This is a genomic window from Aliidiomarina sp. (assembly GCF_047920995.1).
In the GTDB taxonomy this organism is placed as follows: Bacteria; Pseudomonadota; Gammaproteobacteria; order Enterobacterales; family Alteromonadaceae; genus Aliidiomarina.
This window is the reverse complement of the sequence record NZ_JBLRWZ010000008.1, coordinates 49,517-72,550: the sequence shown is the minus strand read 5'-3', so window position 1 is coordinate 72,550 and position 23,034 is coordinate 49,517. Positions and strand designations below refer to the sequence as shown.

Here is a 23,034-nt window from a genome sequence, read left to right as displayed (position 1 = left end):
CCTTGCCAGATTGACAACAAAAGCACTTGCGATTTGCCGAGTGATAAAACTCAGAGTGATAAAAAATAACGCCTTGCTGTTATTCTTTACTCTGTTGCAGGCTCTTCGGTAACAGTTTTAGGCGCCGGCTTTGGCGCCTTTTTCTTGGCTGGCTTTTTTGCTCCCAGAGCAATAAGCACTTGCTCGCGCTCGCGGGCTAAGAAAAACGCCATATCTTCAATTTGCTGTTCGCTAGTTAATGTATCAGAAGTTAAGGCCTCACATTTTTCTAACAGCGGCACCAGCTCATCTACCATATCGAGCATTTTATCATGTGCATCGGCTTCGGCTTTGCTGGTAAAGGTCATTTTTTCTTCTCCGTTGCGAACAACTACGTATTGCGTGATCACAGCCATGGCGTACCTCGTGGGTGCATTATTGATATTGAATTAGGCGCTCTTTTTTAGGAAGGGCGGCGCAAATAATTGCCTATGTGTATACTGGTTATTTATACAGTTATTTGGTTGTTCTGGCAACCTGGTGTGCTAAATTCTTGGCAACATTTCATACCAACATGATTGCAGTTGAACACGCTGGCTTGTTTTCCAACCTGCGCTAATTCGCGATATACTCGAGTGCATTAAATGATGATACACCCCTTAAATACCAGCGAAAGGTAGTAACAATGACAACGAAACAACAAGGCGAAAGTAGTTACCATATTGGCACTCAAGGTGAAGCTTGGGGTAGTGAAGAGAAACAACAATGGTTGCGTGAGCAAAAAGTGCAGCGCTCGTATCAAGATGATGTGTTGAGCGAGCTTGATGCCTGCAAAAATGATTTCGATGTAGTGCAGTATGGTGAACTGCCGTATAGCCAGTTTGGTTTTCAAGATTATCCGTTGTTTGCTGTGAAAACCCGTGATTGGCAAAACGGTAAGCCTACTGTGTTGGTAACCGGTGGTGTGCATGGCTATGAAACCAGCGGTGTGCATGGTGCCTTGCGCTTCCTGCAAACCCAAGCGCGCCATTATACCGATGCCTTCAATGTATTAGTGGTGCCATGCATTAGCCCGTGGGGTTATGAAACCATTAACCGTTGGAACCCTTCGGCGAATGATCCGAACCGTTCATTTGTACGCTCTAGTGCCCCGAACCAAGTGGGCGAGGCCGCGCAACTGCAAAGCTATCTGGATAAATTAGCGGCCGATATCGTGATGCATATCGATTTACATGAAACCACTGATTCTGATAACAGTGAATTTCGTCCAGCGTTGGCAGCCCGTGATGGCACGGTGAACACCAATTGGAATATTCCAGATGGTTTTTACTTGGTGGGTGATAGTGAAAACCCGCAGCCAGCGTTTCAAAAATCGATTCTGGATTCGGTGCAAAAAGTAACCCACGTTGCGGAAGCTGATGATGATGGCAAGCTCATTGGCGAGCCACTGGCGCAGTTTGGCGTAATCAACTACAACGGCAAAAAATATGGCTTGTGTATGGGCTTAACGAACGCTAATTACGTGAGCACTACGGAAGTGTATCCGGATAGCGCCAACGCCACGCCAGAGGAATGTATTTTGGCGCAAGTAGCGGCGGTGGTTGGAGGTTTGAACTATGTTGAAGCGCATTTATAAGCCGCTCACTATTGGCGTATTTGCGCTGCTATTGGTTGCGTGCGCAACCTCACCTAGTGTGCGCAATACGAATATTCCGCCTGCCGCGGAAGCGCCGTTTTATGCTGGTGAGTTTATTGCCGATCAGCATCTTGATAACCCGTTAATTGGCCATTTTTGGAGCCCAGCTACAGAGCAATTCTATAGCTGGGAACAGGTGCTTACCATGCTGCCTGAAGGTGGCTGGGTAATGCTGGGTGAACAACATGATCACCCCGATCACCATGTGTTTCAGGCTGAGTTTCTGCAAGCTTTAGCCGATGAACGGGTTTTAGGCAATGTAGCCATGGAAATGTTGGCGGTAGATCAACAACGCGCGCTTGATAGTTCGATGATGCGCCGAGATTTGCTGCCCTATGAGCTGAACTGGAACCCGGGCTGGCCATGGGAGCACTACCAAGCTCAGGTGCATGTGGCGCTAATGTGGGCAAACCGTGTGCTAGCAGGTGATTTGGCGGAAGAACAGAAAGATGCTACGCGCCGCGATATCGTAGAAATACCACACTATAGCCCAGCGCATTCGGAGTTTTTACTGGATTTGGTGGTAACTAGCCACTGCAATTTGTTTCCTGCCGATATGGCAGCACCGATGCTGAAAATGCAGCTGGCCCGAGATCAATTCATGGCGCGGCAAATGAACCGTAATGCGCTGGCCGATAAAGTGAGTGTATTTATTGCCGGTGGTGGCCATGTGCGTGCTGATTATGGCGCGCCGTTGTGGCTGAACAACGAAGTGCCGCGGCTTACCATTATGTTGCAAGCGGTAGGCAGTGAACATGATGCCAGCACGTATTTGCAGGATCGTGTGGAAGGGCGTTTACCTGCCGATTTAATCTATTTTGTTCCAGCCGTGGAAGAACGCGATTATTGCGCTGAGTTTCTAGAAACTATGCGGGGCGGCTCGTGAGCACCGCAAAACCAATAGTATCCATGTTGCGCCAACCCGCTAGAGGAATGGCGGCAACACTGCGCAGCCTAGCCGATTACGTGGAAACGCTGGAACGCGAGAGTGGCCAGCCTGTAGCGCAAGATGTATATGGCCAAGGTGCGCTGATTGAAGATTTTGAGCAAGAGATAGCCGCATTGTTCGGCAAGCCGGCGGCGTTGTTTTTACCGAGTGGCACCTTAGCGCAACCATTAGCATTGCGGATTCACGCCGAACACAAGGGGCGCAACACGATCGGTTTGCACCCAACTTCCCATTTATTGCTGCACGAAGAATCAGGCTATCAGGAATTATGGGGGCTTGCTGCGCAGCATATTGGTGATGAGCAGGCACCATTTACTAGCGAAGATTTACGAAACCTAGTGTATACGCCCAGCTCCCCATTATCGGCGGCGCGCGGCTTTGGCGTTGGCCCGGCCGCAGAATTGCCAGCAGCTGTAGTTTGGGAGCTCCCCGCGCGGGAAATTGGCGGGCAGTTGCCCAGTTGGCATGATTTGCAGGCGCAAGTAGCTTGGGCACGTGAGCATGATATAGCGGTGCACTTTGATGGCGCGCGTTTGTGGCAATGCCAAGCGGCCTATGGGCAAAGTTTGGCCACTATTGCCGGCCTTGCTGATTCGGTGTACGTAAGTTTCTATAAAGATTTAGCGGGTATTTCTGGGGCGATGTTGCTCGGGGAAGCTGATTTTATTGCCGAAGCTAAAGTATGGGCGCGCCGGGCAGGGGGCAATTTATTCTCTTTGTATCCCTACATATTAGCTGCCAAACAAGGAGTTGCCGAAAACCTCGCCAGTGTAGATAGTGCGGTAAGTTATGCGCGAGAACTTGGTTTGGCCTTGGCTGAAGTAGCCGCAGTGCAAGTGGTACCGAACCCGCCGCAAGCGGCCATGTTCCATTTGCATATTCAGATGGAGCGCGAGCAACTGCAACAGGCAATAGCTGCATATGCGCAAGAGCAAGGTGTAGAAGTGTTGCCAAAACCTCGCGCCAGTTATGTACGCGAAGGTAAGCCTGTGCAAGTGTGCGAAATACCGGTAGGGCGCAACGCCATGCAGCACCCAGTGGCATTTTGGCAGCAGCATCTGGTGGCGCTACTGCAGGGTGCTAAATAACGTTGAGCTGTTCTCGGCTAAAAATTTAGCAGCAAAAAGCCAATACCAATGCGGTTCTGGCGGTGGTTATAATCGATTAGCGTTTCACCATACCCAGAAAATATCTGTAAATAGGCGCGCAAACCGTCGGCTTGGCTAGTGAGTGGATAGGTAAAATCAAATTGTACCGAGCCGCGGCGGGTTGATAAATCACGGCTAATGAGTTTGATACTGGCAGTACTGCGCCCGGGCAACCAGGTTGCTGTGGTTTCAACATTACCGCGATAGCGAATTAAATCCGGGTTGTCATCTTCATCATTGGTTTCGTTAATTCGCTGCTTCCACTTACTTTCGATCATAAAGCGCCGCCATTCGGCTAATGCACCCAAATATGTGTAATTCCAGCTGCGCGAGAGTGGCTTCGCTTGGCCATTTGAATGGTGCGCGAAACCGGCGGTTAACATGCGTAAACGAGCCGCGCCGGGCAGTACATCCCATTTTTCTGCTACGGGTACGGTGTAGAATATCTCTGGATGATGATCGGTGGTGCGAAACGGCCGTGAATCTTGGTTATTATAGGCTTGCCACATCGAAATTTGAGTATAGGCGGCCCATAAATCAGCGTTGGGTAGTAACAAGTTTTCCCACAGTTTGGTGCGCAGCGATAGTTGCAGCTTTATTTCAACATTGCCGAAATTTTCCTGCAATTCCGCATCTCCCCGGCTAGGGCTATTCGGCTGTTTATTGATAGATGTGGTGTAGTGGGCAGGTAAGAAAAAACTTGGTTGATAGGTGCGAACTACAAAGGTGCCGCGCTTGGATTCGGGATTGAGCTCCCAAAATTGCTCAATAAACTCGCCGATATGGATGCTTTCGGCTGTTTGCGGCATGCTGTTTGCTGTTACTTCTGCGCATTCCACAACATCGCATTGCACAACTGCGTTAGGGCTGCGCAAACTATTATCGCCACTCGTTTCAAGGTTCCGATTCTCTAACGGAATAGCGGCATGGCTAGCAAATGAACCGAAGCACGCAACAAGCCCAGCGAATTGTAGTGCGCGTAACAGTAATACCCTACGGAAATACATAGATGGTCCAAATTTGGTTTTAGCAACAGTAGCACTGCGCCACAGAATTCGTTAAGGTTATTAACTACAAGAATAATAATGGATTAAGCCACTCATGCCAGCCCCAAAACATCCCCAGCGAAAGTTTAAAATTCGCCAATATATTGCCTCACGCAATATTTTGCAGTTAACGCGAGATTATGTAGTGATTAACGCGTTTGTTGCCGTTCTGCTCGCAGCAATACTTGTGCTTATTACCGGTGATCGCAGCGAAGTGATCAACTACATTTACTACATTTATACAGAGTTATTTGGCAAAGAGCCAAATTGGAGCCTTCCCGATCGTTTTTTGTACCAAAATATTCGTGCATTTTTGGCAACACTATCGTTGTTATCGCCCTCGCTGTTTATCGGTATTATCATTTACAAATTCTTCGTACTGAAGCGCGATAACATTGTATTTCGCAAGATGTGCGATATGTATGAGGAAAATGGCGATCGATTTTTAAATATTCATTTTTATATTTCATCGTCGTTATTGCTGTATAACCTGCGATTTACAGCATTTATTCGTACTTATGAAACCGCGCGAGAGAATGCCTCGGGTAAAGTGTACCCAATGAACACCTTTCCGCTCGATTTAAATGGCGATGCGTTTTATCCGCTGCCTTATAATTATGTGCCCAGCCGATTTCGAATAAAAATAAAAGATAATCCTACAATGGGTTTGCGCAGTGATAACCCTGCAATTGTAGTGAATCAAGATGGCACGATTGATGTGCATACCGCAGAACGGAAAATATCGCTGAACCCGAAGCAGGGTGATTTTTGCGAGGTATATATTGTAGCCTCAGGCGAAGTGCCAGATTTGAATTCAACGTTCAATGAATTGAAGTGTTACCGCATTCCCGAAGATGTTTCGCCAACACCACTGCCGGAAATGATTACGCGCTTTGTGCGCGCGGAAGATCGCTTTGAGGTGGAGAATTGGCAAGATTTTGAGGGCGGTAAATTGAACCGGTTACAACGCCGTAAGGCGCAAAAAGCCGGCAGTTTCCGCAAGTAATAACGAACTTACTTGCTCTTTTTTTGCATCGTAATTGCTTGCTAAATTGTGCGCACCGAGAAGCTCGGCAACAGCCTGAGGTTGCTCTAGTGTTACTAAATGTTGGCTAGGAGAGGTAGCCGATAAGTGGACAAGAAGCTCATCGAGTAGGCGCAAATCGGCGGCACTTAGCTGGCGCACGGGCACCATTTGATGGCTGAAATGCTGCGGGTTGTAGAGCTTAAACACGCTATATAAATCGCGTAATTCGGCAAGTGGCCTTGCTGCGGCATCTACCCGCAAATCAACAAAGGTATCTGAACCGCCTAAATAGCCGCCACCTTGGCGTTTCATAAGGAGTGCTGCGGCTAGCTTACCCCGTTTATCGCCACCATGTTGTTGGCCTGCAAGCATGCCTTTAATCATTGCGCTGCCCAATTCCATGCCTTTATTACGGGCCGCTGAAAAGGCGCTAGCAATGGCTTGGGTTGTGCCGGGTACCAGCATGTTCCCCAACACAATGAAATCGTTACTGGCCAAGCTTTCTACTTCTGGTGTGCACTGTTCGCCATCGTACAATGCGCTTTCACCTGCCACATTCATTACGCCAACTTGGCGCATATCAGCAAGATCGTCGGCAATTAAGAAATCTTCAATCGCTTGTTCGGGAGTGCGGCCTGCTCGCAGCGATTCTAGTGCCGAGCCAGCGGCATCAGGATTAGCAAAACTTTGGCTTACAATGAGCCCGGCACGGGTGTTTATCCAAGGCACGAGCGAACCTACAGCTAAGAAATTAGACGCGGTGATGATTGCCAGCGTATTGGTTTCCGGTTCGCGAACAGCAAGGGTAAACGTAGCGATCATTTCGTAATTCTCCGCGCCAGTGGCTTGGTTCCAATGGTTTTGTGAGAGTAGCGCGGCTTACGATTTACCAGCAGTAAAGCCACCATCTACCATTAATGTTGTGCCTGTTATAAAGCTTGCCTCATCACTAGCTAAAAAAGCAAATGCATTTGCTACTTCTGCAGGCGTACCTAATCGCTGCAGTGGGTGTAAGGCAACGAGTGCTTGCATAGTTTCATCATCGATCTGCTCAAGCAAGGGTGTTTTTATGTAGGCGGGGCCAATGCCGCTAACGCGCACCCCATGAGGAGCTGCTTCCAACGCTAAGGTGCGGGTTAAATTAACAACGCCGCCCTTGGCCGCAGAGTAAGCAGCGGTGCCCGATTGGCCAAACTTACCCAAAATCGATGCGCAGTTTACGATAGAGCCAGAACCTTGCTCATACATGATATTCAGCGCGGCCCGAGCCACGCGAAACACGCCGGTGAGGTTAACATTAACAACGTGCAGGAAATCTTCATCGCTATATTCATGGGCTGGGCAGATGCCGCCAATGCCGGCGTTATTAAATACCGCATCTACGGCGCCAAACTCACCTTTAATTTCCGCAAATACCGCATTTACATTGCTGGTGTCGGTTACATCGAGTGCCTTGAATACGCAGCGGCGAGAGTACTCTTGCGTAAGCTCACTCGCCAATTTAGCGCCTTTGCTGCTCGCTAAATCAGCGATTACCACATCGGCGCCATCTGCTAAACAGCGTTCCACAGAGGCTAAACCAATACCACTGGCGCCACCGGTTACTACCACTACTTTATTTTCGAGTTTCATTGTTGATCCCCTGTTAAATAATATTGTATTAACAATGGCTAATCTTTAGTGATTTCGCAAATTAGTTGCGCTCTCGAATTAATCCTTCTTGAATGGTAGAGGCTACTAAGGTGCCATCGCGGCTGAAAATCTGCCCGCGCACTAGGCCGCGCGCGCCTTGAGCTGAAGGGCTATCAATTGCATACAGTAGCCAATCGTCCATGCGAAATGAGCGGTGGAACCACATGGCATGATCAATGGTAGCCATCTGGATTTTTGGATCGGCAAAGGTTTTCCCGTGAGGCTGCATAGACGTAGGTAAAAAATTAAAATCTGATGCGTAGGCCAGTAGGTACTGATGCACGCGATCATCGTTTGGCAAGGTGCCGTTGGCTTTCAACCATACATAGCGTTTGGCTTCACAGGCTTTGGGCTTAAAGGGGTTATATTCAGTAACAAAGCGCATCAAGATGGGCTTTTCACTGGTGAACTTGCTGCGAATGGCCTCAGGAATAAGCTCGGCATGTTCCCGATAAATATCTAAATCCGAAGGCAACCCTTCTGGGCCGGGCACTTCTGGCATCGTACTTTGATGTTCAACGCCCCCCTCTGGGGTTTGATATGAGGCAGTTAAATGAAATATGGGCTTGCCATATTGAATTGCTTTCACACGGCGGGTGGAGAAGCTTTTACCATCACGAATGTTCTCTACATCATACACAATCGGCTTTTGCGCATCGCCGGGGCGCAAGAAATAGCTATGAAATGAATGCACCGCACGGCCTTCTGGCACGGTTTCTTTTGCTGCTGAGAGCGCTTGGCCCATTACTTGGCCACCAAATACCGCAGCAAAGCCTAAATCTTGGCTTTGCCCCCGGTAAATTCCCTGCTCGATCGGTTCTAAATGCAACAGATTTAGCAAATCATCCAATACTTTGCTCATATTTACCTCTATTCACAACACGCGTTTCTGTACCTACTAGTATAATGGATAAGTATGAACTAATTGCGTGATGAGCAAAAGCATGTTCAGCAAAAGTGTATTGCGGTAGAACAGCGTATTTTGGGCGTTATTAAACCCGTATATAGTGGCTATAGCTTGAATTTTTGAGAATTACGCCCAAGCTAATAGATAGCGATTAAAGAAGAGATAGAACACACCAAGAAGGAAGCGATTATGTTGGGTAAGAATAGTTTGAACACCCTAAGTTCGTTACAGGTGGGTGATAAAGAATATCATTATTACAGCTTACCGAAAGCGGCCGAAAAACTGGGTGATATTGGTAAACTGCCGGTTTCACTAAAGGTATTGTTGGAAAATTTACTGCGCAATGAAGATGGCACTACGGTGCAAAGTAAAGATTTTGATGCCATGGTGGCATGGCTTAAAGAGCGCAAATCCAGTAGCGAAATTGAATATCGGCCAGCGCGGGTATTAATGCAAGATTTCACCGGTGTACCGGCGGTGGTTGATTTAGCCGCTATGCGTGATGCGGTGGCGAAAGCAGGATTACCAGCCGATAGAATTAATCCGCTATCCGCTGTAGATTTGGTAATTGATCACTCGGTAATGGTAGATAAATTCGCCTCACCAGAGGCGTTTGCTGAAAACGTAAAAATTGAAATGGAACGCAACAAAGAGCGTTATGAGTTTTTACGTTGGGGCCAGAAGGCCTTTGATAACTTCCGTGTGGTGCCGCCCGGCACTGGGATTTGCCACCAGGTGAACCTTGAATACCTTGCCAAAGTAGTGTGGAGCCACGAAGAAGATGGCAAAACATTGGCGTATCCAGATACCTTGGTAGGCACAGATTCACACACCACCATGATTAATGGTTTAGGTGTTTTAGGCTGGGGTGTAGGTGGTATTGAAGCGGAAGCGGCCATGTTGGGCCAGCCTATTTCGATGTTAATTCCTGAGGTGGTTGGCTTTCGCTTAGATGGCGAATTGGCCGAGGGTATTACTGCTACCGATTTAGTATTAACCGTTACGCAAATGCTGCGGAAGAAAGGCGTGGTGGGTAAGTTTGTGGAATTTTATGGGCCAGGGTTGGCGAATTTGCCATTGGCGGATCGTGCAACGATTGCCAACATGGCGCCAGAGTATGGTGCTACCTGTGGTTTCTTCCCCGTAGATGAAGAAACTTTAACCTACATGAAGCTTTCAGGCCGCGAGCAAGAAACTATTGATTTAGTGGAAGCCTATTCGAAAGCCCAAGGCATGTGGCGTGATGATAGTAACCAGCCGGTATTTACCGATTCGCTCGAACTCGATATGAGCACCGTGGAACCTTCACTGGCGGGGCCAAAACGCCCGCAAGATCGCGTTTCATTGAGTAAGTTAGGGGAAAGCTTCGATTTGCTCTTAGAATCGATGGGGGTAGCGGAAGACCCTGAAATGGGTGCGCCGGAATCGATTAACCGCTCTGAACTCAGCGATGCAACATCGTCGCCATTGCAAAGTACGGATCACCATTTACGCCATGGCGATGTGGTGATCGCGGCCATTACTTCCTGTACCAATACTTCAAACCCAAGCGTGATGTTGGCGGCTGGATTAGTGGCTAAAAAAGCCATTGAGAAAGGCTTGCAACGCAAACCCTGGGTGAAATCTTCATTAGCGCCAGGCTCGAAAGTTGTTACCGATTACCTTGCTGCGGCGGGGCTGAATACCTATCTGGATGATCTTGGCTTCGATCTAGTGGGTTACGGTTGCACTACCTGTATCGGTAACTCGGGGCCATTACCCGAAGATGTTGAGCTAGCGGTAGATAAAGGCGATTTGGTGGTTTCCTCGGTGCTTTCGGGGAACCGCAACTTTGAAGGGCGTATTCATCCGCAAGTAAAAGCGAACTGGCTAGCTTCACCACCTTTAGTGGTGGCATTTGCACTGGCGGGTACTACGCGCATTGATTTGAGCAAAGAGCCTTTGGGCACAGGAAAAGATGGTAAACCAGTATATCTTGCTGATATTTGGCCAAGCACCCAAGAAATTAAAACGGAAGTAGAGAAAGTAGTAAGTGATATGTTCCGTAAGCAATACGCGGAAGTATTTGATGGTGATGAGCATTGGCAAGCATTGGAAATACCCGATAGCCTCACCTATGAATGGCGTGATGAATCTACCTATGTAGCTAATCCGCCGTTTTTTGATGGTATCGATAAACCAGCAGATCCGCCGAAAGATATTCAAGGCGCGCGGGTGTTGGCGGTGTTTGGCGATACCATTACTACGGATCATATTTCTCCAGCAGGCGCTATTAAGCCAGATTCGCCAGCCGGTAAATATTTACAGGAGCAAGGTGTTGCCATAAAAGATTTCAACTCGTATGGTTCCCGCCGCGGTAATCATGAAGTAATGATGCGCGGTACTTTCGCCAATATTCGCATTAAGAACCTGATGGTAAAAGGCTCTGAGGGCGGGGTAACCCGGCACGTACCTTCGGGTAAGGAAATGTCGATTTACGATGCGGCAATGCGTTATCAAGAAGAGAAAACGCCTCTTGTTGTATTAGCTGGCAAGGAATACGGCACTGGCTCTAGCCGCGATTGGGCTGCTAAAGGAACGCGTTTATTGGGTGTTTCGGCAGTGATTGCGGAAAGCTATGAACGTATTCATCGTTCGAACTTAGTGGGAATGGGTGTATTGCCGCTGCAGTTCCAAAATGATGATAGTGCACAAAGCTTAGGCTTGGATGGCAGTGAAGAAATATCACTCACAGGATTAAGTGGTGATATTAAGCCGGGGCAAGAAGTTCAGGCTACTGCGCGCAAGGATAACGGCGATGAAGTAACCTTTCAGCTTACCTGCCGTATCGATACCTTGAACGAAGTGCGTTATTTCCTAAGTGGTGGCATCTTGCACCATGTACTCCGGGAAATGATGGCTTAATTCATTTACGAACGTGAAATAAAGAGGCCGCTTATAGATAAGCGGCCTCTTTTTTATTAGTTGTTTATTTTGTTCTACTTAGCAGCATATTAGCGTGCTGATGATAAATCGGTACGCCGGATTTCGATTACCATGCCGTAATGGGGATGATCAAAATAGTGGAGTTGATGAGAAATAACTCGGCGTAGTTGATTAAAGGTGTAGTTGCGCAAGAACTTCAAGCTATTATCATTATTATTCAAAAAATCATCTACTTGTTGCTCTGGCGAACGGGCGCTGGGGTTAAGGGTAATCACCTCACGTAAGTTAAACTCAGGGGCAATGTGCAGAAAGTTGCCCACGAGATAGATTTCCAATAAACCATCGAATTCCCACACCTGGTTCGGGGTGCCAGCAGGCACGCGGCTGGGGCGTTGTGGTAAATTCACATCGCGATGCGCGTAATCTACAAAGTTAAACGCGTTGCGCTCGATAGCGGTGAATAGCGTTTTGATATCGTTGAACATATTATCGGTTGCTAAATCTGTAGCAGCAGTAGCACGAATAGCCCGATGCTCTAAATTACTGCTTACGTTGCTGTAGCGTAATTCTTCCAGTAGCTCTGCATAGCCACTACGAGCCTTCGGGAAACCAAAGAAATCATACTCTGCACTGAAATTACGGCCTCCAAGCAAACGCATTTTTCGGCCCCGATTACGAGCAAATACGGGTTGCGCCCAAGCGGTGTGCAGTAATACTTCGGTATCGCCGCGGCGATCAAACTGCTGGCGGAGGTTATTGAAGCGGAAATTACTTTGGTGCAATAAAAAGGGGATATCAGCCGCTAAGAGTTCTTCGCGTGAAGAATGCTGAGTGCCGCTAACCACAGTAGGCACCGCAGAAATGGTGCGGCTAAATTGCTCTTGCGAATCTTGATACCAAGCGGCCACTAAGGGCAGGTGCTCGTGACGATAACAGGCGAATGAATCTGCCGAATAATTCGCTAATTCATTACTTAATAACCGCGGTGTAAGAAGCGTGTTGCGCACTATCGGTAGAAAGCCTTTACTGCCTTTACAGAGCGGCAGAGCAGTAATGTAGCCCGCTAAATTGCGCTCGGCAAAGCGAGGGCTAAACAAATCCCGGCTGGCAGCAACGTTAAAAGGCTCCATTTGTAATGAGAATTGTTCCGCACCACTGGTACTGGGCTCTAAGTTACGGAAGATAACCACTTCCACTTCAAACCAGCGCCAACCGCGATCGCTTACCTCGCTATCAGTGCTGCGCTGCTCCGTGTTGCGCTGTTGGGCGCTAGCGGTGAATGTTAAGGCGGCTAAACTACATAGCAGGATAACTGCACTGCGTTGCGCAACCGGCAGAGCAGAAGGGCGAGCGAAAGGGCGAGCAAATTTGTGTAGCAGGGCTCGTGTTGTTTTCAACAGCGTTCTCAACAGCAATCTCCCATTAGCGTTCGGCTAACGATAATAAAATCGAATGTACCAGTTTAATACGTTCTTGGGTATCAGCAACCCCTTCACGTATTTTTAACCGTTGTGAACCATCCATACCAAATCGTTGCGGCTCGCGTTGCAGCATACCAATTATGGTGGTGGGTTCAACCGGGGTGCGATCTGCGAAATCAATATGGCCACCGAGTGGGCCTACTTCAATTTTGCGGATGCCGAGTGGATCAGCCATCAAGCGTATTTGGCTGATACGGAATAAATTTTTCGCCGCATCGGGTAACAGGCCAAACCGATCTATTAATTCAACCTGCAAATCATCGAGCTCTTGCTCTGAATCGGCCCCAGCAATGCGTTTGTACATCGATAAACGAATATTTACATCGCCAATGTAATCGTTTGGCAGTAGCGCAGGAATTCGCAAATCTACCTCGGTGCGCTGTTTTAAGAGCTGATCGAGGGAAGGCTCTTTGCCGTTGCGGAGCGCATTTACAGCTTCTTCCAGCATATCCATATACAAACTAAAACCAATGCTTTCAATTTGGCCACTTTGCTCATCACCCAAGAGTTCGCCCGCACCGCGAATTTCTAGATCGTGGGTAGCGAGTACAAAGCCAGCGCCTAAATCTTCTAATTGGCTGATGGCTTCCAAGCGCTTGATGGCATCTTTGGTCATCCGTTTCGGATGCGGTGTTAATAGATATGCATAAGCCTGATGATGCGAACGGCCAACCCGGCCGCGTAATTGATGCAGTTGCGCCAAGCCAAGATGGTCGGCACGATCCATAATAATAGTATTGGCGCTCGGAACATCGATACCGGTTTCAATAATGGTTGTACACACCAATACATTGAAGCGTTGGTGATAGAAATCAGACATGATTTGCTCGAGCTCACGCTCACCCATTTGGCCATGCCCAGTTTGAATGCGCGCTTCTGGTACTAATTCTTGCAAATGAGCAGCCGTGCGCTCAATGGTTTCTACGTTATTGTGCAGGAAGTACACCTGACCACCACGCAGAATTTCCCGCAATATCGCCTCGCGTACGGTGGCGTTATCGTATTCTCGCACAAAGGTTTTAACCGCTAAACGGCGAGCCGGTGGGGTGGCAATAATGGAGAGATCACGAATATTATTCATGGCCATATTCAAGGTGCGCGGAATAGGCGTAGCGGTGAGGGTAAGGATATCCACATCCGAACGTAAGCGCTTAATTTGTTCTTTTTGGCGCACTCCAAAACGATGCTCTTCGTCTACGATGAGCAATCCTAAATCGCGAAACTTAATATCAGGTTGCAAGAGTTTGTGCGTGCCGATAACAATATCTACTTTGCCCGATTCAAGATCTGCCAATGCAGTGCTGGTTTGTTTGCCAGTTCGAAAACGCGATAATAATTCGATGCGCACCGGCCAATCGGCAAAGCGATCTTTAAAGTTATCAAAATGCTGCTGCGCAAGTAGGGTAGTGGGTACTAATACTGCTACCTGTTTGCCATCATTTACGGCGGTGAAGGCGGCACGCATGGCTACTTCTGTTTTACCGAAGCCAACATCACCGCACACTAAGCGATCCATTGCGCGCGGTTTCTGCATATCGCTCAGCACTGCATTAATCGCTGCCAATTGATCATCAGTTTCATTGAAAGGGAAACCAGTGGCGAAACGATCGTGGTCTTCCACACTTACGGTGAACGGATAACCAGATTTAGCTTCGCGTTGGGCATATACCTCGAGCAGCTCGGCGGCCACATCGCGCACTTTTTCAGCGGCCTTTTTGCGGGCTTTCTCCCAGCTATCATTACCGAGGTTGCTGAGTTTTACCTTTTCTTGATCGCCCCCGCTGTAGCGGCTAATGAGGTGCAGCGAAGAAACAGGTACGAACAACTTAGTATTGTTATTGTATTCAAGCGTTAGAAACTCGGTTTCGATACCACCTGTAGCTAAGTTCGAGAGACCTTGATAGCGGCCAATACCATGATCGATATGCACCACTAGCTGGCCCAGTGATAGCTCGGCAAGGTTGGCAATTAGGGCATCGGCTTGTTGCGCACTGCGTTTATCACTGCGGCGGCGTTGTGGTGGCCGATGGCCAAGCAGTTCTGTTTCGGTGATTACCCAAATACTGAGCTCAGCATCAATTTCCGCAAAAAAGGAGTGCTCTAAAGGGCTAATCATGATGGCAAGTGGAAGTTCACGCTGAATAAATTCCGCAAACTCATGCACCTCTTGCGGGTGAATTGCCGCTTTTCCGAGCAACTGCATTAAGCTTTCACGGCGGCCTGCAGATTCCACACAAAACAAGATCTGCTGGCCTTTATCGAGCGCTTTATGCACATGAGCACTGATACTAGCAAGCGGATTCTTTTGCTTAGCATCGATACTGATATCACTCACCGGGCGGGTTTTAAAATCTACCGGGCCGGGAGAGCGTTGCCCTTCAATTACGCCAAGGCGTACACGCGGGTATTGCTTAAAGGCTTGGAAAATTTGATCTTCTGGCAAAAATAACTGCTGCGGTGGCAAAATTGGTTTTTCTTTATCCCAACGGCGATCTTCATAACGAAAATTTAAATCGTGCCAAAGCTTTTTGAGTTGGCTTTGCAGATCACCATGGGTAAGCAGCAGGGTGTTACTGGGCAGATAATCAAACAGCGTGGCGGTAGTTTCGAAAAATAGCGGCGCATAGTACTCAACCCCTGCAGGAATAATACCTTGGGTTACTTGTTGGTAAATTGAATCTCTTGCAGTTAGTGCGGCAAACTGCTCGCGGAACTGGCGGCGAAAGAGTTCGATACCATTGGGCGTGGTAGGAAACTCTCGCGCGGGCAACAGGGCAATTTCCGTAATAGGAGTATCGGAACGCTGCGATTCGGTATCAAAATGGCGAATGCTATCAATATCATCATCAAAGTAATCAATGCGATATGGGGTTTCGCTACCCATTGGGAACAAATCAACAATAGAGCCGCGCACACTGTATTCACCGTGTTCCATTACTTGGTTCACATGCCGGTAGCCTGCAGTTTCCAGTTGCATCCGCAAGGCTTCTAAAGAGTGCTTCTGGCCGGTTTTTAGCAAAAAGCTATGGCCTGCCAAGAATTCGATTGGTGGTAGCCGATGCATCAAAGTATTGAGCGCTACAATTAAGATACCGTGTTGCTGTTGGGGCAAGGTAGCAAGCACGCGAATACGTTCGGAAATTATGTCCTGATGGGGTGAAAAATTATCGTAAGGCAGCGTTTCCCAATCTGGCAATACTTGAATATGTTGGGCAAACTCGGGCGCAAAAAATTTTAACTCATGGGCAAATCGATAGGCGCTAGGGGTATCGCTGGTTACCAATAATAATTGCCGCGGTTGCTGCCGATACAACTGGCTAATGGCAAGGGCCGTACTACTGCCAGAGAGGTGGCGCCAGGTAAATTCTTTGCCAGCTTGCTCTGGAAACGGGGGCTGAAGTAACGAAATTTGGCTCATGTATAGCGTTTTCCTACAATTTCTTTGGGTGGGGTTGCTCCACTTTTGCGCCATTATACCTGAACCGAGGCCGCTTCGGCAGGTTGTACGAAAGAGCGGTTCGCATTATGCTTGCGTATAACTAGTTATGCTTGCTAAATTTTAAGTGCTCACTACGGGATTTTAAGCCTTCATGATCAAATTACCGATATCGGTATTTCTTGCCCTTCGTTACAGCCGATCCCGGGCGCGTTCCTCGTTTACTCGTTTTATTAGCCATTTTGTAATGGCCGGTATTATGCTGGGCGTTACTGCGCTGATTATTGTTACCTCGGTAATGAATGGTTTCGAAAACGAATTAAAAACCCGCATTCTAGGGGTAGTGCCGCAAGTTACCATTACTCCCGCCACTACCGTAGCAAGTTCACGTATACAACCGGCAATGGCAGATTGGCAGCAACAGAAAAATGCCTGGCAATGGCCATCGAGTGTGCAGCACGTAAGCCCTTATGTGCAATCTGAGGGCTTAGTGCAAGGCAATACCATTATGCGTGCGGTAATGTTGCAGGGAATTTTTCCCGAACATGAACCTGCCCAAAGCGTATTGGCGCAAAGCCTTTCCGCAGGGCGTTTAGAGCACCTGCGTGCAGGAGAGTACCGAGTAATTATTGGCCGGCCGCTGGCGCGGCAAATGGATGTACACATCGGTGAACGTGTGCGCATAACTGCGGCCAAAGGACAACAACACACACCTTTTGGAGTAATGCCGGCGCAACGGCAATTCACCGTAGCAGGTATTTTTGAAGTAGGTGCCGATATTGATTCGCAACTTATTGTGATGCACGGCGCCGATGCGGCGCGGTTGTTTCGTTACCCCGAGGGGCATGTAACCGGTTTACGCTTGTGGTTAGATGATGCCTTTGCAGCAGATGGTGTTACGGCTACATTAAAAAGCCAAAACTCGGTGAGTGATTGGCAAATTGATAGTTGGCAGCAACGCTTCGGGCAGTTATTCGCTGCCGTGCGCATGGAAAAGGGCATGATGATGATTATGCTTGGCCTCATTGTTGCAGTAGCCGCATTTAATGCAGTGTCGGCACTGGTGATGTTGATTCAGGATAAACGAGGCGATATCGCCGTATTACAAACCTTGGGCTTAGATCGCAAGCGTTTGTACCAAACGCTGCTACTACAAGGAATGTACGGTGGGGTGCTGGGAAGTATTCTAGGCCTCGCTCTCGGCTTAGTGGTTACTTTGAGTTTAAATGGGATTTTAAGTGTGCTGGGCATTAGCGTATTTAGCCAAGGTATGCATTTGCCGGTGTTGATTAACCCATTGCAGATTATGCAAATTGTAGCTGCGGCGATGCTGTTAACTTTATTAGCTACGCTTTATCCTGCGTGGCGCGCCGCGCGCTTGCAACCGGCAGAAATTCTTCGTTATGAGTAAAACTATGCAACAACAATGGTTAATAGATGTGGCCGGGCTAGCGAAAAGCTACGCCGATGGTGAAGAGCGGGTAACCGTACTGGAAAACATAAACTTGCAGCTAGCAGCCGGTGAGTTGCTAGCCATTGTGGGTTCTTCGGGCTCGGGAAAAAGTACCTTGCTACATATTCTTGGTGGCTTGGATGAAGCCGATACAGGTACTGTGATGGTGGCAGGTGCTACGCCAGCCGCACTGAAACCTCAGCAACTAGCCCAATGGCGAAATCAGAAGCTTGGGTTTATTTATCAGTTTCACCATTTATTGAGTGAGTTTACCGCCTTAGAAAACGTGGCAATGCCGTTATTAATTGCCGGTTGGCCGATGGCGAAAGCGAAGCAAAAAGCGCAAGCGCTGCTTGAGCGCGTAGGTTTGGGCCATCGCTTAGAGCATGAGCCTGCTCGCCTTTCTGGTGGCGAACGCCAGCGCGTAGCGATTGCGCGTGCTTTGGTGAATGATCCGGTACTTGTGTTAGCGGATGAGCCTACTGGTAATTTAGATGAAGAAACCGCCGCAGTAATTTACGATTTAATGCTAGAGCTGAATGAGCAGTTTGGTACTGCTTTTGTAGTGGTAACCCATGATATTGTGCTGGCACAAAAACTACCGCGGCAGTTGCAGCTGCATTCTGGATTTTTAGAGAACGGCCCGGTGGGCACGGATAGCGCTCAGGGTGGCCAATTGCAATCCGGTGCGAAGCCAGAGGGTAAGGCATGAATTTACCGTTTTTGTTAGCGCATCGCTTTCGCCAAAGCCGCGAGAAAACGCGCTACTTAAGCTTTATTTCCGCCTCATCTACGATAGGTATTGGCCTTGCGTGCGCGATTCTAATTATTTTACTTTCGGTAATGAATGGTTTTCAAAAAGCGCTGGAGAATGATTTTCTTTCCTTAGTTCCGCACGTGGAATATCAAGCGGTGCAGGGTGGTTTAGAAGATTGGCAAGAAATTGTGCGCGTTGCTGAGCAACACCCAGGCGTACGTGCTGCGGCTCCTGCCATTAAGCTGAGTGCTATGGTGCAATTGCCAGGGCGCTTTCGGGGCTTGGAATTGCGCGCTATTAATCCGGAATTAGAGCCGGCAGTTTCCGGTATTACCCGATATGTATCGAGTAGTGCATGGCAGCAATTTGTGAATACAGAGAATGGGGTGCTGCTCGGCAAAGGCTTAGCCAATGAGCTGGGCCTTGGTATCGGCGATAACTTAAATTTATTGATACCCCAGCTGCAGCAAGGCAACACGATTCGAGCCCCTCGGCGCATTAATGTAACTGTGGTGGGTTTGTTCGCCATGGGCGGTGAGCTTGATTTTCAACAAGCGTATATCCACTTAGCATTGGGCCAAACTACTGCGGGGCTAGATACCGAAGCATCCAGTGTTCGGCTGGCTTTGCATGATGTGTATGCCGCACCGATGATTGCTCGTGAAGTGGCTGGGCAAATCCAGGAGTATGCGTATATTCATGATTGGACCCGCAGCGAAGGGCACTTATTTCGTGATATTCAGCTGGTGCGTACAATTATGTATCTAGTGTTAGTGCTAGTGCTTGCGGTAGCATCATTCAATATTGTTTCTACCTTAGTAATGGTGGTTCGCGAAAAACAGGCGAGCATTGCTATTTTGCGCACTATGGGCGCTTCCGAGAGTTTGATCATGCGCACTTTTGTGTGGCAGGGCAGTTTAAATGGCGTAGTAGGAGCTGTTGTAGGTAGTGTTGTGGGTACTATTTTAGCGCTTGCATTACCACAAGTATTAGGTGCACTAGAGCGCACTTTGAATGTATCAATGTTACCGGCCGAGCTGTATTTTATTAGCAGTATTCCAAGCGAAGTTGTGTGGGCAGAGGTGCTGTTAGTGGCAGGGTTGGCCATTGTAACCAGCGTACTGGCCACTATTTATCCAGCTCGCCAAGCTGCAAAACTCGCGCCAGCACAGGCATTACGTGGCAGTTAATCGTCGCGATCGCGTAATTGCCGTTGGCGCTCAATCAGTTCCTCTTTGAGCTTTAAGAAGCGCTCCTTGCGCCGCTGAATTCGTTCATTCCACGCATTTTGTACCGCTTGGCGCCAGATTTTCCGCACTAAGAAATAGGTAATACCTGAGGCGCAAGCGCCTAATACAACAGCCCCCAAAAACAACGGCGGCACAATAGTGCTAAAGCCGGCTCTAAACCACGATAGGGAAAGCTCGAATAGAAAGGGTTCGGGATGCCGATTCAGTAGAAACGACCCTACTTGGTATGATGCAAACAGCATCGGCGGCAGAGTAAGTGGGTTACTGATCCATACCATGGCCACCGAGAGCGGCAAATTAACACGTAATATAATGGCGCACGCTGCGGCCACAAGCATTTGCATTGGGATCGGCATAAAAGCCAGAAATACGCCCACGGCGAAAGCGCCGGCGGCAGAGCGCCGATTCAAGTGCCATAAATTAGCTTCATGAGCTATTTTTCCAAACGGTTTTAACACGCCATACTGGTTCAATTTATGAACATCAGGCATGAACCGTTTTAAAAACTTTCTAGGCATATTCGTTTAGATATCTAGTGTTGTTTGCTACTACTTGAATTCAAGCATGGATGCTGAACTCGCACATGAAAACTCAAATCGATTTGTGGTGCATTGGCTTTATTCTAGCATCGTTGGGCATATTTTGGTTGCCTAGCAGCTGGTTAGAACACCAATTTACCCTTACCACCCTTATATTTACGTTCCTGCTCACAGGGCTGTGCTATATCGCTGCCGCGTTTTTGCCATCGCTCCTTACAGTACTTTCCGCAACAAAAGTAAACGGGCTACCTCGTATGCGCAAAGGTGCCCGCAGTGCTGCGCCAGCGAGAGCGAATGCTACCGTAAATTTTGCCGTTGTAAACTGGAAAATTACAAAGATTATAATTACCGGTGCGCTTAGTGGCTTTGTTTTAGTATTTTTATATACATATCATGCGTATAGCAAAAATATAAATCGCAATTTAGTAGCTCATTATGGCTTGCATTTAAATACGCTTGAGCAGCCCGTTGCGATGCAAGTACGGGTAACTAATTTGCTGCAACATGAAGGTTGGCGTTGGCAGGTAGATGCACGATTGCTTCCTACGCAAGAACAGAACTGGTGGCAACGGTTTACTTACCTTTGGCTCCCTGCCGCGAAGATTCGCTTATATGGCTATGCAGAAGCTGATGTATTCAGCACATCCGCTAGCCATGCTAATGCAATACCTGCCAGTAATAGCCTAGAAGGGCTGCCTAAAATTGGCGAAGTGTGGCAAATAACGGCACGCACACGGCCAATTCATGGCCGCTTAAATGAAGGCGGTTTTAATTATCAAGCGCATCTATTGCGGCGCGGCATATACTTCACTGGCAACATTGAACATGCGGAGCGGGTAGGTAGCGAAGTTCACTCACCACGGTGGCAGATCTTTAGCTATTTGCATGCTCGGCGAGCAGCCACTTCACCTGAACATACGTTGTTGCATGCAGATATATTGTTGGCCTTAATGGTTGGGGATCGACAATGGTTAAGTACCGAGCGTTGGCAGCTACTTCAGGAAACTGGCCTTGCGCATGTGATGGCTATTTCGGGCTTACACCTTACCCTAGTGTTTGCTGCCGCATGGTGGTTAGGCCGTTTGCTTATTGGCGGTGCTTTCGTTCTTAGCAAGCAGCGCACAATTGATACCCAAGCACTGCTGTTTGCTCTATTCGTAGCGCTGTTTTATGCGTGGCTAGCCGGTTTTGCCGTAGCAACGGTGCGGGCGTTTATTCTGGTGGCGTTATTTAGCGCTACCCGCTTTTTCGCCTGGCGCATTCCAGTGCTACGCATATTGTTACGCTGTGTTGCCATTGTGCTGATTATCGATCCCTTGGCTTGGTTAGATGCTGGCTTTTGGCTTAGCGCGTGCGCTGTTGCCGCAATATTTACCTGGCAATGGCGAGGTTCAGTATGGCCGCAGCGTTGGCAACCTAAACAGGGGCTTGGTTTATACCTTTGGCAGCTATTAGCCTTGGAAATGGTGCTTACCTTAGCGTTGGCGCCGTTATCGATTTTGTTATTTGCCGGAATGCCTTGGATAGCGCCATTTACTAACCTCGTGTTTTTGCCCATTTTTAGTATTCTGGTGTTGCCGTTTACCTTGCTTAGCGCGGCGCTAATTCTCTTCCTACCTCAACTGCCGCGTGTTGCTACCCTGTTGGAACCATTGCTAGTAATGATGGATTACTGTTTGCATAGTATTTTTTGGGGGTTAAGTAAAAGCCGGGAGTTACCCCAGCATTGGTTAGCAAGTATGGATGTCAGGCTAGGGTGGTTGTGTGTACTGCTGCTGGCGCTGTACTTCTGGCCTGCGCGCTGGCGTTATCGAATCGCTGGTGCGGTTATTGTGATACCGCTAGTGAATACGTTACTAAAACCAGTGCCGGCCAACGAGTTTGCGCTACATGTGCTGGATGTTGGCCAAGGTGCTGCAATAGTAGTGCAGCGGGGTAGCAGCGCGTTGGTATTTGATGCTGGGCCGGGCTTTCGCTTAGGCAGTACGATTGGTGAAACCACGTTAATACCGTTTTTGCGCTATCACCAGCTAACACCAGAATGGTTGGTTATTTCGCATGATCATCAAGACCATACCGGCGGTGTAGCGGCACTTCAGGCTGAATGGCCAGAGTTACAAATGATGCGCTCGCGTTTCTTTACGGCTGAGGGGGAAAGCTGGGGATGGTTGCCGAAGCAATTTCCAGACACCTTTGTGGCGGGCGATGCATGGCCTTGTGCTTGGGGGCAGCAGTGGCTGTGGCATGGGGTGCGAATAAAGGCATTGGCGCCTCTGCCTGGGCCTTCTTTCGGGCCCAACAATGATAGTTGTGTGCTGCAACTTGAGTATGCTGGCCAGCGTATTTTATTAACGGGCGATGTACAGGCGCAAACCGAACTGCGCATGGTAGGGCGATATGGTTCGGCATTGCGTAGTGATATATTGCTGCTCCCGCACCATGGCTCGCGCACATCTAGCCAAGTAGATTTTTTGGTACAGGTAAAGCCAAAGGCTGGTATTGTAAGCCGCGGGTACCGAAATAGTTTTCAGATGCCGCATAACGAAGTACTACAGCGCTTCGAAATGGCGCAGGTACCGCTGTATGATACCGGCTTGGTGGGCCAAGTTTCAGTGCTTTTCACGCCACAGGGCTTTAACATTCGAACGTTTCGTGAACAAATTAGGCCGCGTTGGTACACAAAGTTGCTCTCAGAAGCACAGAAGTAATGCCGCGCTACTAGGAAAACGCGTAATTTTCCGGTTACAAT

17 protein-coding genes are annotated in these 23,034 nt (G+C 48.4%); 9 read left to right on the top strand and 8 right to left on the bottom strand.

The features are described 5' to 3' along the window. Positions 1-86: 86 nt before the first annotated feature. Positions 87-395 (bottom strand): YebG family protein, encoded by a 309-nt coding sequence (locus tag ACNA7P_RS03660; RefSeq protein ID WP_416257253.1) that lies wholly within the window; start codon positions 393-395, stop codon positions 87-89. Positions 396-664: 269 nt separating this feature from the next. Here ACNA7P_RS03660 and ACNA7P_RS03655 point away from each other — a divergent pair, with 269 nt between their 5' ends. Genes ACNA7P_RS03655 through ACNA7P_RS03645 form a run of 3 tightly spaced genes read left to right on the top strand, consistent with a single transcriptional unit; the run spans position 665 to position 3,712 of the window. Beyond that, a complete protein-coding gene (locus ACNA7P_RS03655) occupies positions 665-1,615 on the top strand; it encodes a M14 family metallocarboxypeptidase (protein WP_416257252.1) in 951 nt (316 codons plus the stop codon). Beyond that, positions 1,596-2,561 (top strand): ChaN family lipoprotein, encoded by a 966-nt coding sequence (locus tag ACNA7P_RS03650; protein ID WP_416257251.1) that lies wholly within the window; start codon positions 1,596-1,598, stop codon positions 2,559-2,561. The genes ACNA7P_RS03655 and ACNA7P_RS03650 overlap by 20 nt, the downstream gene beginning before the upstream one ends. Beyond that, positions 2,558-3,712, top strand: a complete 1,155-nt coding sequence (locus tag ACNA7P_RS03645; protein WP_416257250.1) for a threonine aldolase family protein — start codon at positions 2,558-2,560, stop codon at positions 3,710-3,712. Before ACNA7P_RS03650 ends, ACNA7P_RS03645 begins: the two co-directional genes overlap by 4 nt. A gap of 17 nt (positions 3,713-3,729) precedes the next feature. On the opposite strand, the gene ACNA7P_RS03640 is transcribed toward ACNA7P_RS03645, so the two are convergent. Next, positions 3,730-4,779: a phospholipase A gene (locus tag ACNA7P_RS03640; protein WP_416257249.1), complete on the bottom strand. Its 1,050-nt coding sequence runs from the start codon at positions 4,777-4,779 to the stop codon at positions 3,730-3,732. 94 nt (positions 4,780-4,873) lie between these two features. Here ACNA7P_RS03640 and ACNA7P_RS03635 point away from each other — a divergent pair, with 94 nt between their 5' ends. Next, positions 4,874-5,824, top strand: a complete 951-nt coding sequence (locus ACNA7P_RS03635; protein WP_416257248.1) for a hypothetical protein — start codon at positions 4,874-4,876, stop codon at positions 5,822-5,824. Here the strand turns inward: ACNA7P_RS03635 and ACNA7P_RS03630 are convergent. The 3 genes from ACNA7P_RS03630 to tesB all read right to left on the bottom strand — a co-directional run bounded on the left by ACNA7P_RS03630 (position 5,780) and on the right by tesB (position 8,399). After that, the gene (locus ACNA7P_RS03630; RefSeq protein WP_416257247.1) at positions 5,780-6,667 is read right to left on the bottom strand and encodes a DUF1028 domain-containing protein; all 888 of its coding nucleotides are present in this window, start codon (positions 6,665-6,667) and stop codon (positions 5,780-5,782) included. The two genes, ACNA7P_RS03635 and ACNA7P_RS03630, sit on opposite strands and share 45 nt — an antisense overlap. A 57-nt stretch (positions 6,668-6,724) precedes the next feature. Continuing rightward, positions 6,725-7,477 carry an SDR family NAD(P)-dependent oxidoreductase gene (locus ACNA7P_RS03625; RefSeq protein WP_416257246.1) on the bottom strand — a complete coding sequence of 251 codons (753 nt, stop codon included), beginning with the start codon at positions 7,475-7,477 and terminating at the stop codon, positions 6,725-6,727. Between the two features lie 61 nt (positions 7,478-7,538). Continuing rightward, a complete protein-coding gene (tesB, locus tag ACNA7P_RS03620; RefSeq protein WP_416257245.1) occupies positions 7,539-8,399 on the bottom strand; it encodes an acyl-CoA thioesterase II in 861 nt (286 codons plus the stop codon). A 234-nt stretch (positions 8,400-8,633) separates the two neighbouring features. On the opposite strand from tesB, the gene acnA reads away from it, so the two are divergent. Then, positions 8,634-11,348: an aconitate hydratase AcnA gene (acnA, locus tag ACNA7P_RS03615; protein ID WP_416257244.1), complete on the top strand. Its 2,715-nt coding sequence runs from the start codon at positions 8,634-8,636 to the stop codon at positions 11,346-11,348. Positions 11,349-11,437: 89 nt separating this feature from the next. Here acnA and ACNA7P_RS03610 read toward each other — a convergent pair whose 3' ends face one another. Both ACNA7P_RS03610 and mfd read right to left on the bottom strand, forming a co-directional pair. Next, a complete protein-coding gene (locus tag ACNA7P_RS03610; RefSeq protein WP_416257242.1) occupies positions 11,438-12,766 on the bottom strand; it encodes a CsiV family protein in 1,329 nt (442 codons plus the stop codon). A gap of 25 nt (positions 12,767-12,791) precedes the next feature. Continuing rightward, positions 12,792-16,268 carry a transcription-repair coupling factor gene (gene mfd / locus ACNA7P_RS03605; protein WP_416257241.1) on the bottom strand — a complete coding sequence of 1,159 codons (3,477 nt, stop codon included), beginning with the start codon at positions 16,266-16,268 and terminating at the stop codon, positions 12,792-12,794. 172 nt (positions 16,269-16,440) lie between these two features. Between mfd and ACNA7P_RS03600 the strand changes: the two genes are divergently transcribed. The 3 genes from ACNA7P_RS03600 to ACNA7P_RS03590 are packed head-to-tail and all read left to right on the top strand — an operon-like array spanning position 16,441 to position 19,686. Then, a complete protein-coding gene (locus ACNA7P_RS03600) occupies positions 16,441-17,697 on the top strand; it encodes a lipoprotein-releasing ABC transporter permease subunit (protein WP_416257240.1) in 1,257 nt (418 codons plus the stop codon). Positions 17,698-17,701: 4 nt separating this feature from the next. Further along, positions 17,702-18,451, top strand: coding sequence for a lipoprotein-releasing ABC transporter ATP-binding protein LolD (gene lolD, locus ACNA7P_RS03595; protein WP_416257258.1), 750 nt, complete (start codon positions 17,702-17,704; stop codon positions 18,449-18,451). Continuing rightward, a complete protein-coding gene (locus ACNA7P_RS03590) occupies positions 18,448-19,686 on the top strand; it encodes a lipoprotein-releasing ABC transporter permease subunit (RefSeq protein WP_416257239.1) in 1,239 nt (412 codons plus the stop codon). Before lolD ends, ACNA7P_RS03590 begins: the two co-directional genes overlap by 4 nt. Here the strand turns inward: ACNA7P_RS03590 and ACNA7P_RS03585 are convergent. After that, entirely contained in the window at positions 19,683-20,204 is a 522-nt protein-coding gene (locus tag ACNA7P_RS03585) for a DUF2062 domain-containing protein (RefSeq protein WP_416257238.1), read from the bottom strand. The two genes, ACNA7P_RS03590 and ACNA7P_RS03585, sit on opposite strands and share 4 nt — an antisense overlap. A gap of 125 nt (positions 20,205-20,329) precedes the next feature. Between ACNA7P_RS03585 and ACNA7P_RS03580 the strand changes: the two genes are divergently transcribed. Then, positions 20,330-22,993 carry a DNA internalization-related competence protein ComEC/Rec2 gene (locus ACNA7P_RS03580; RefSeq protein ID WP_416257237.1) on the top strand — a complete coding sequence of 888 codons (2,664 nt, stop codon included), beginning with the start codon at positions 20,330-20,332 and terminating at the stop codon, positions 22,991-22,993. Positions 22,994-23,034: the final 41 nt, after the last annotated feature.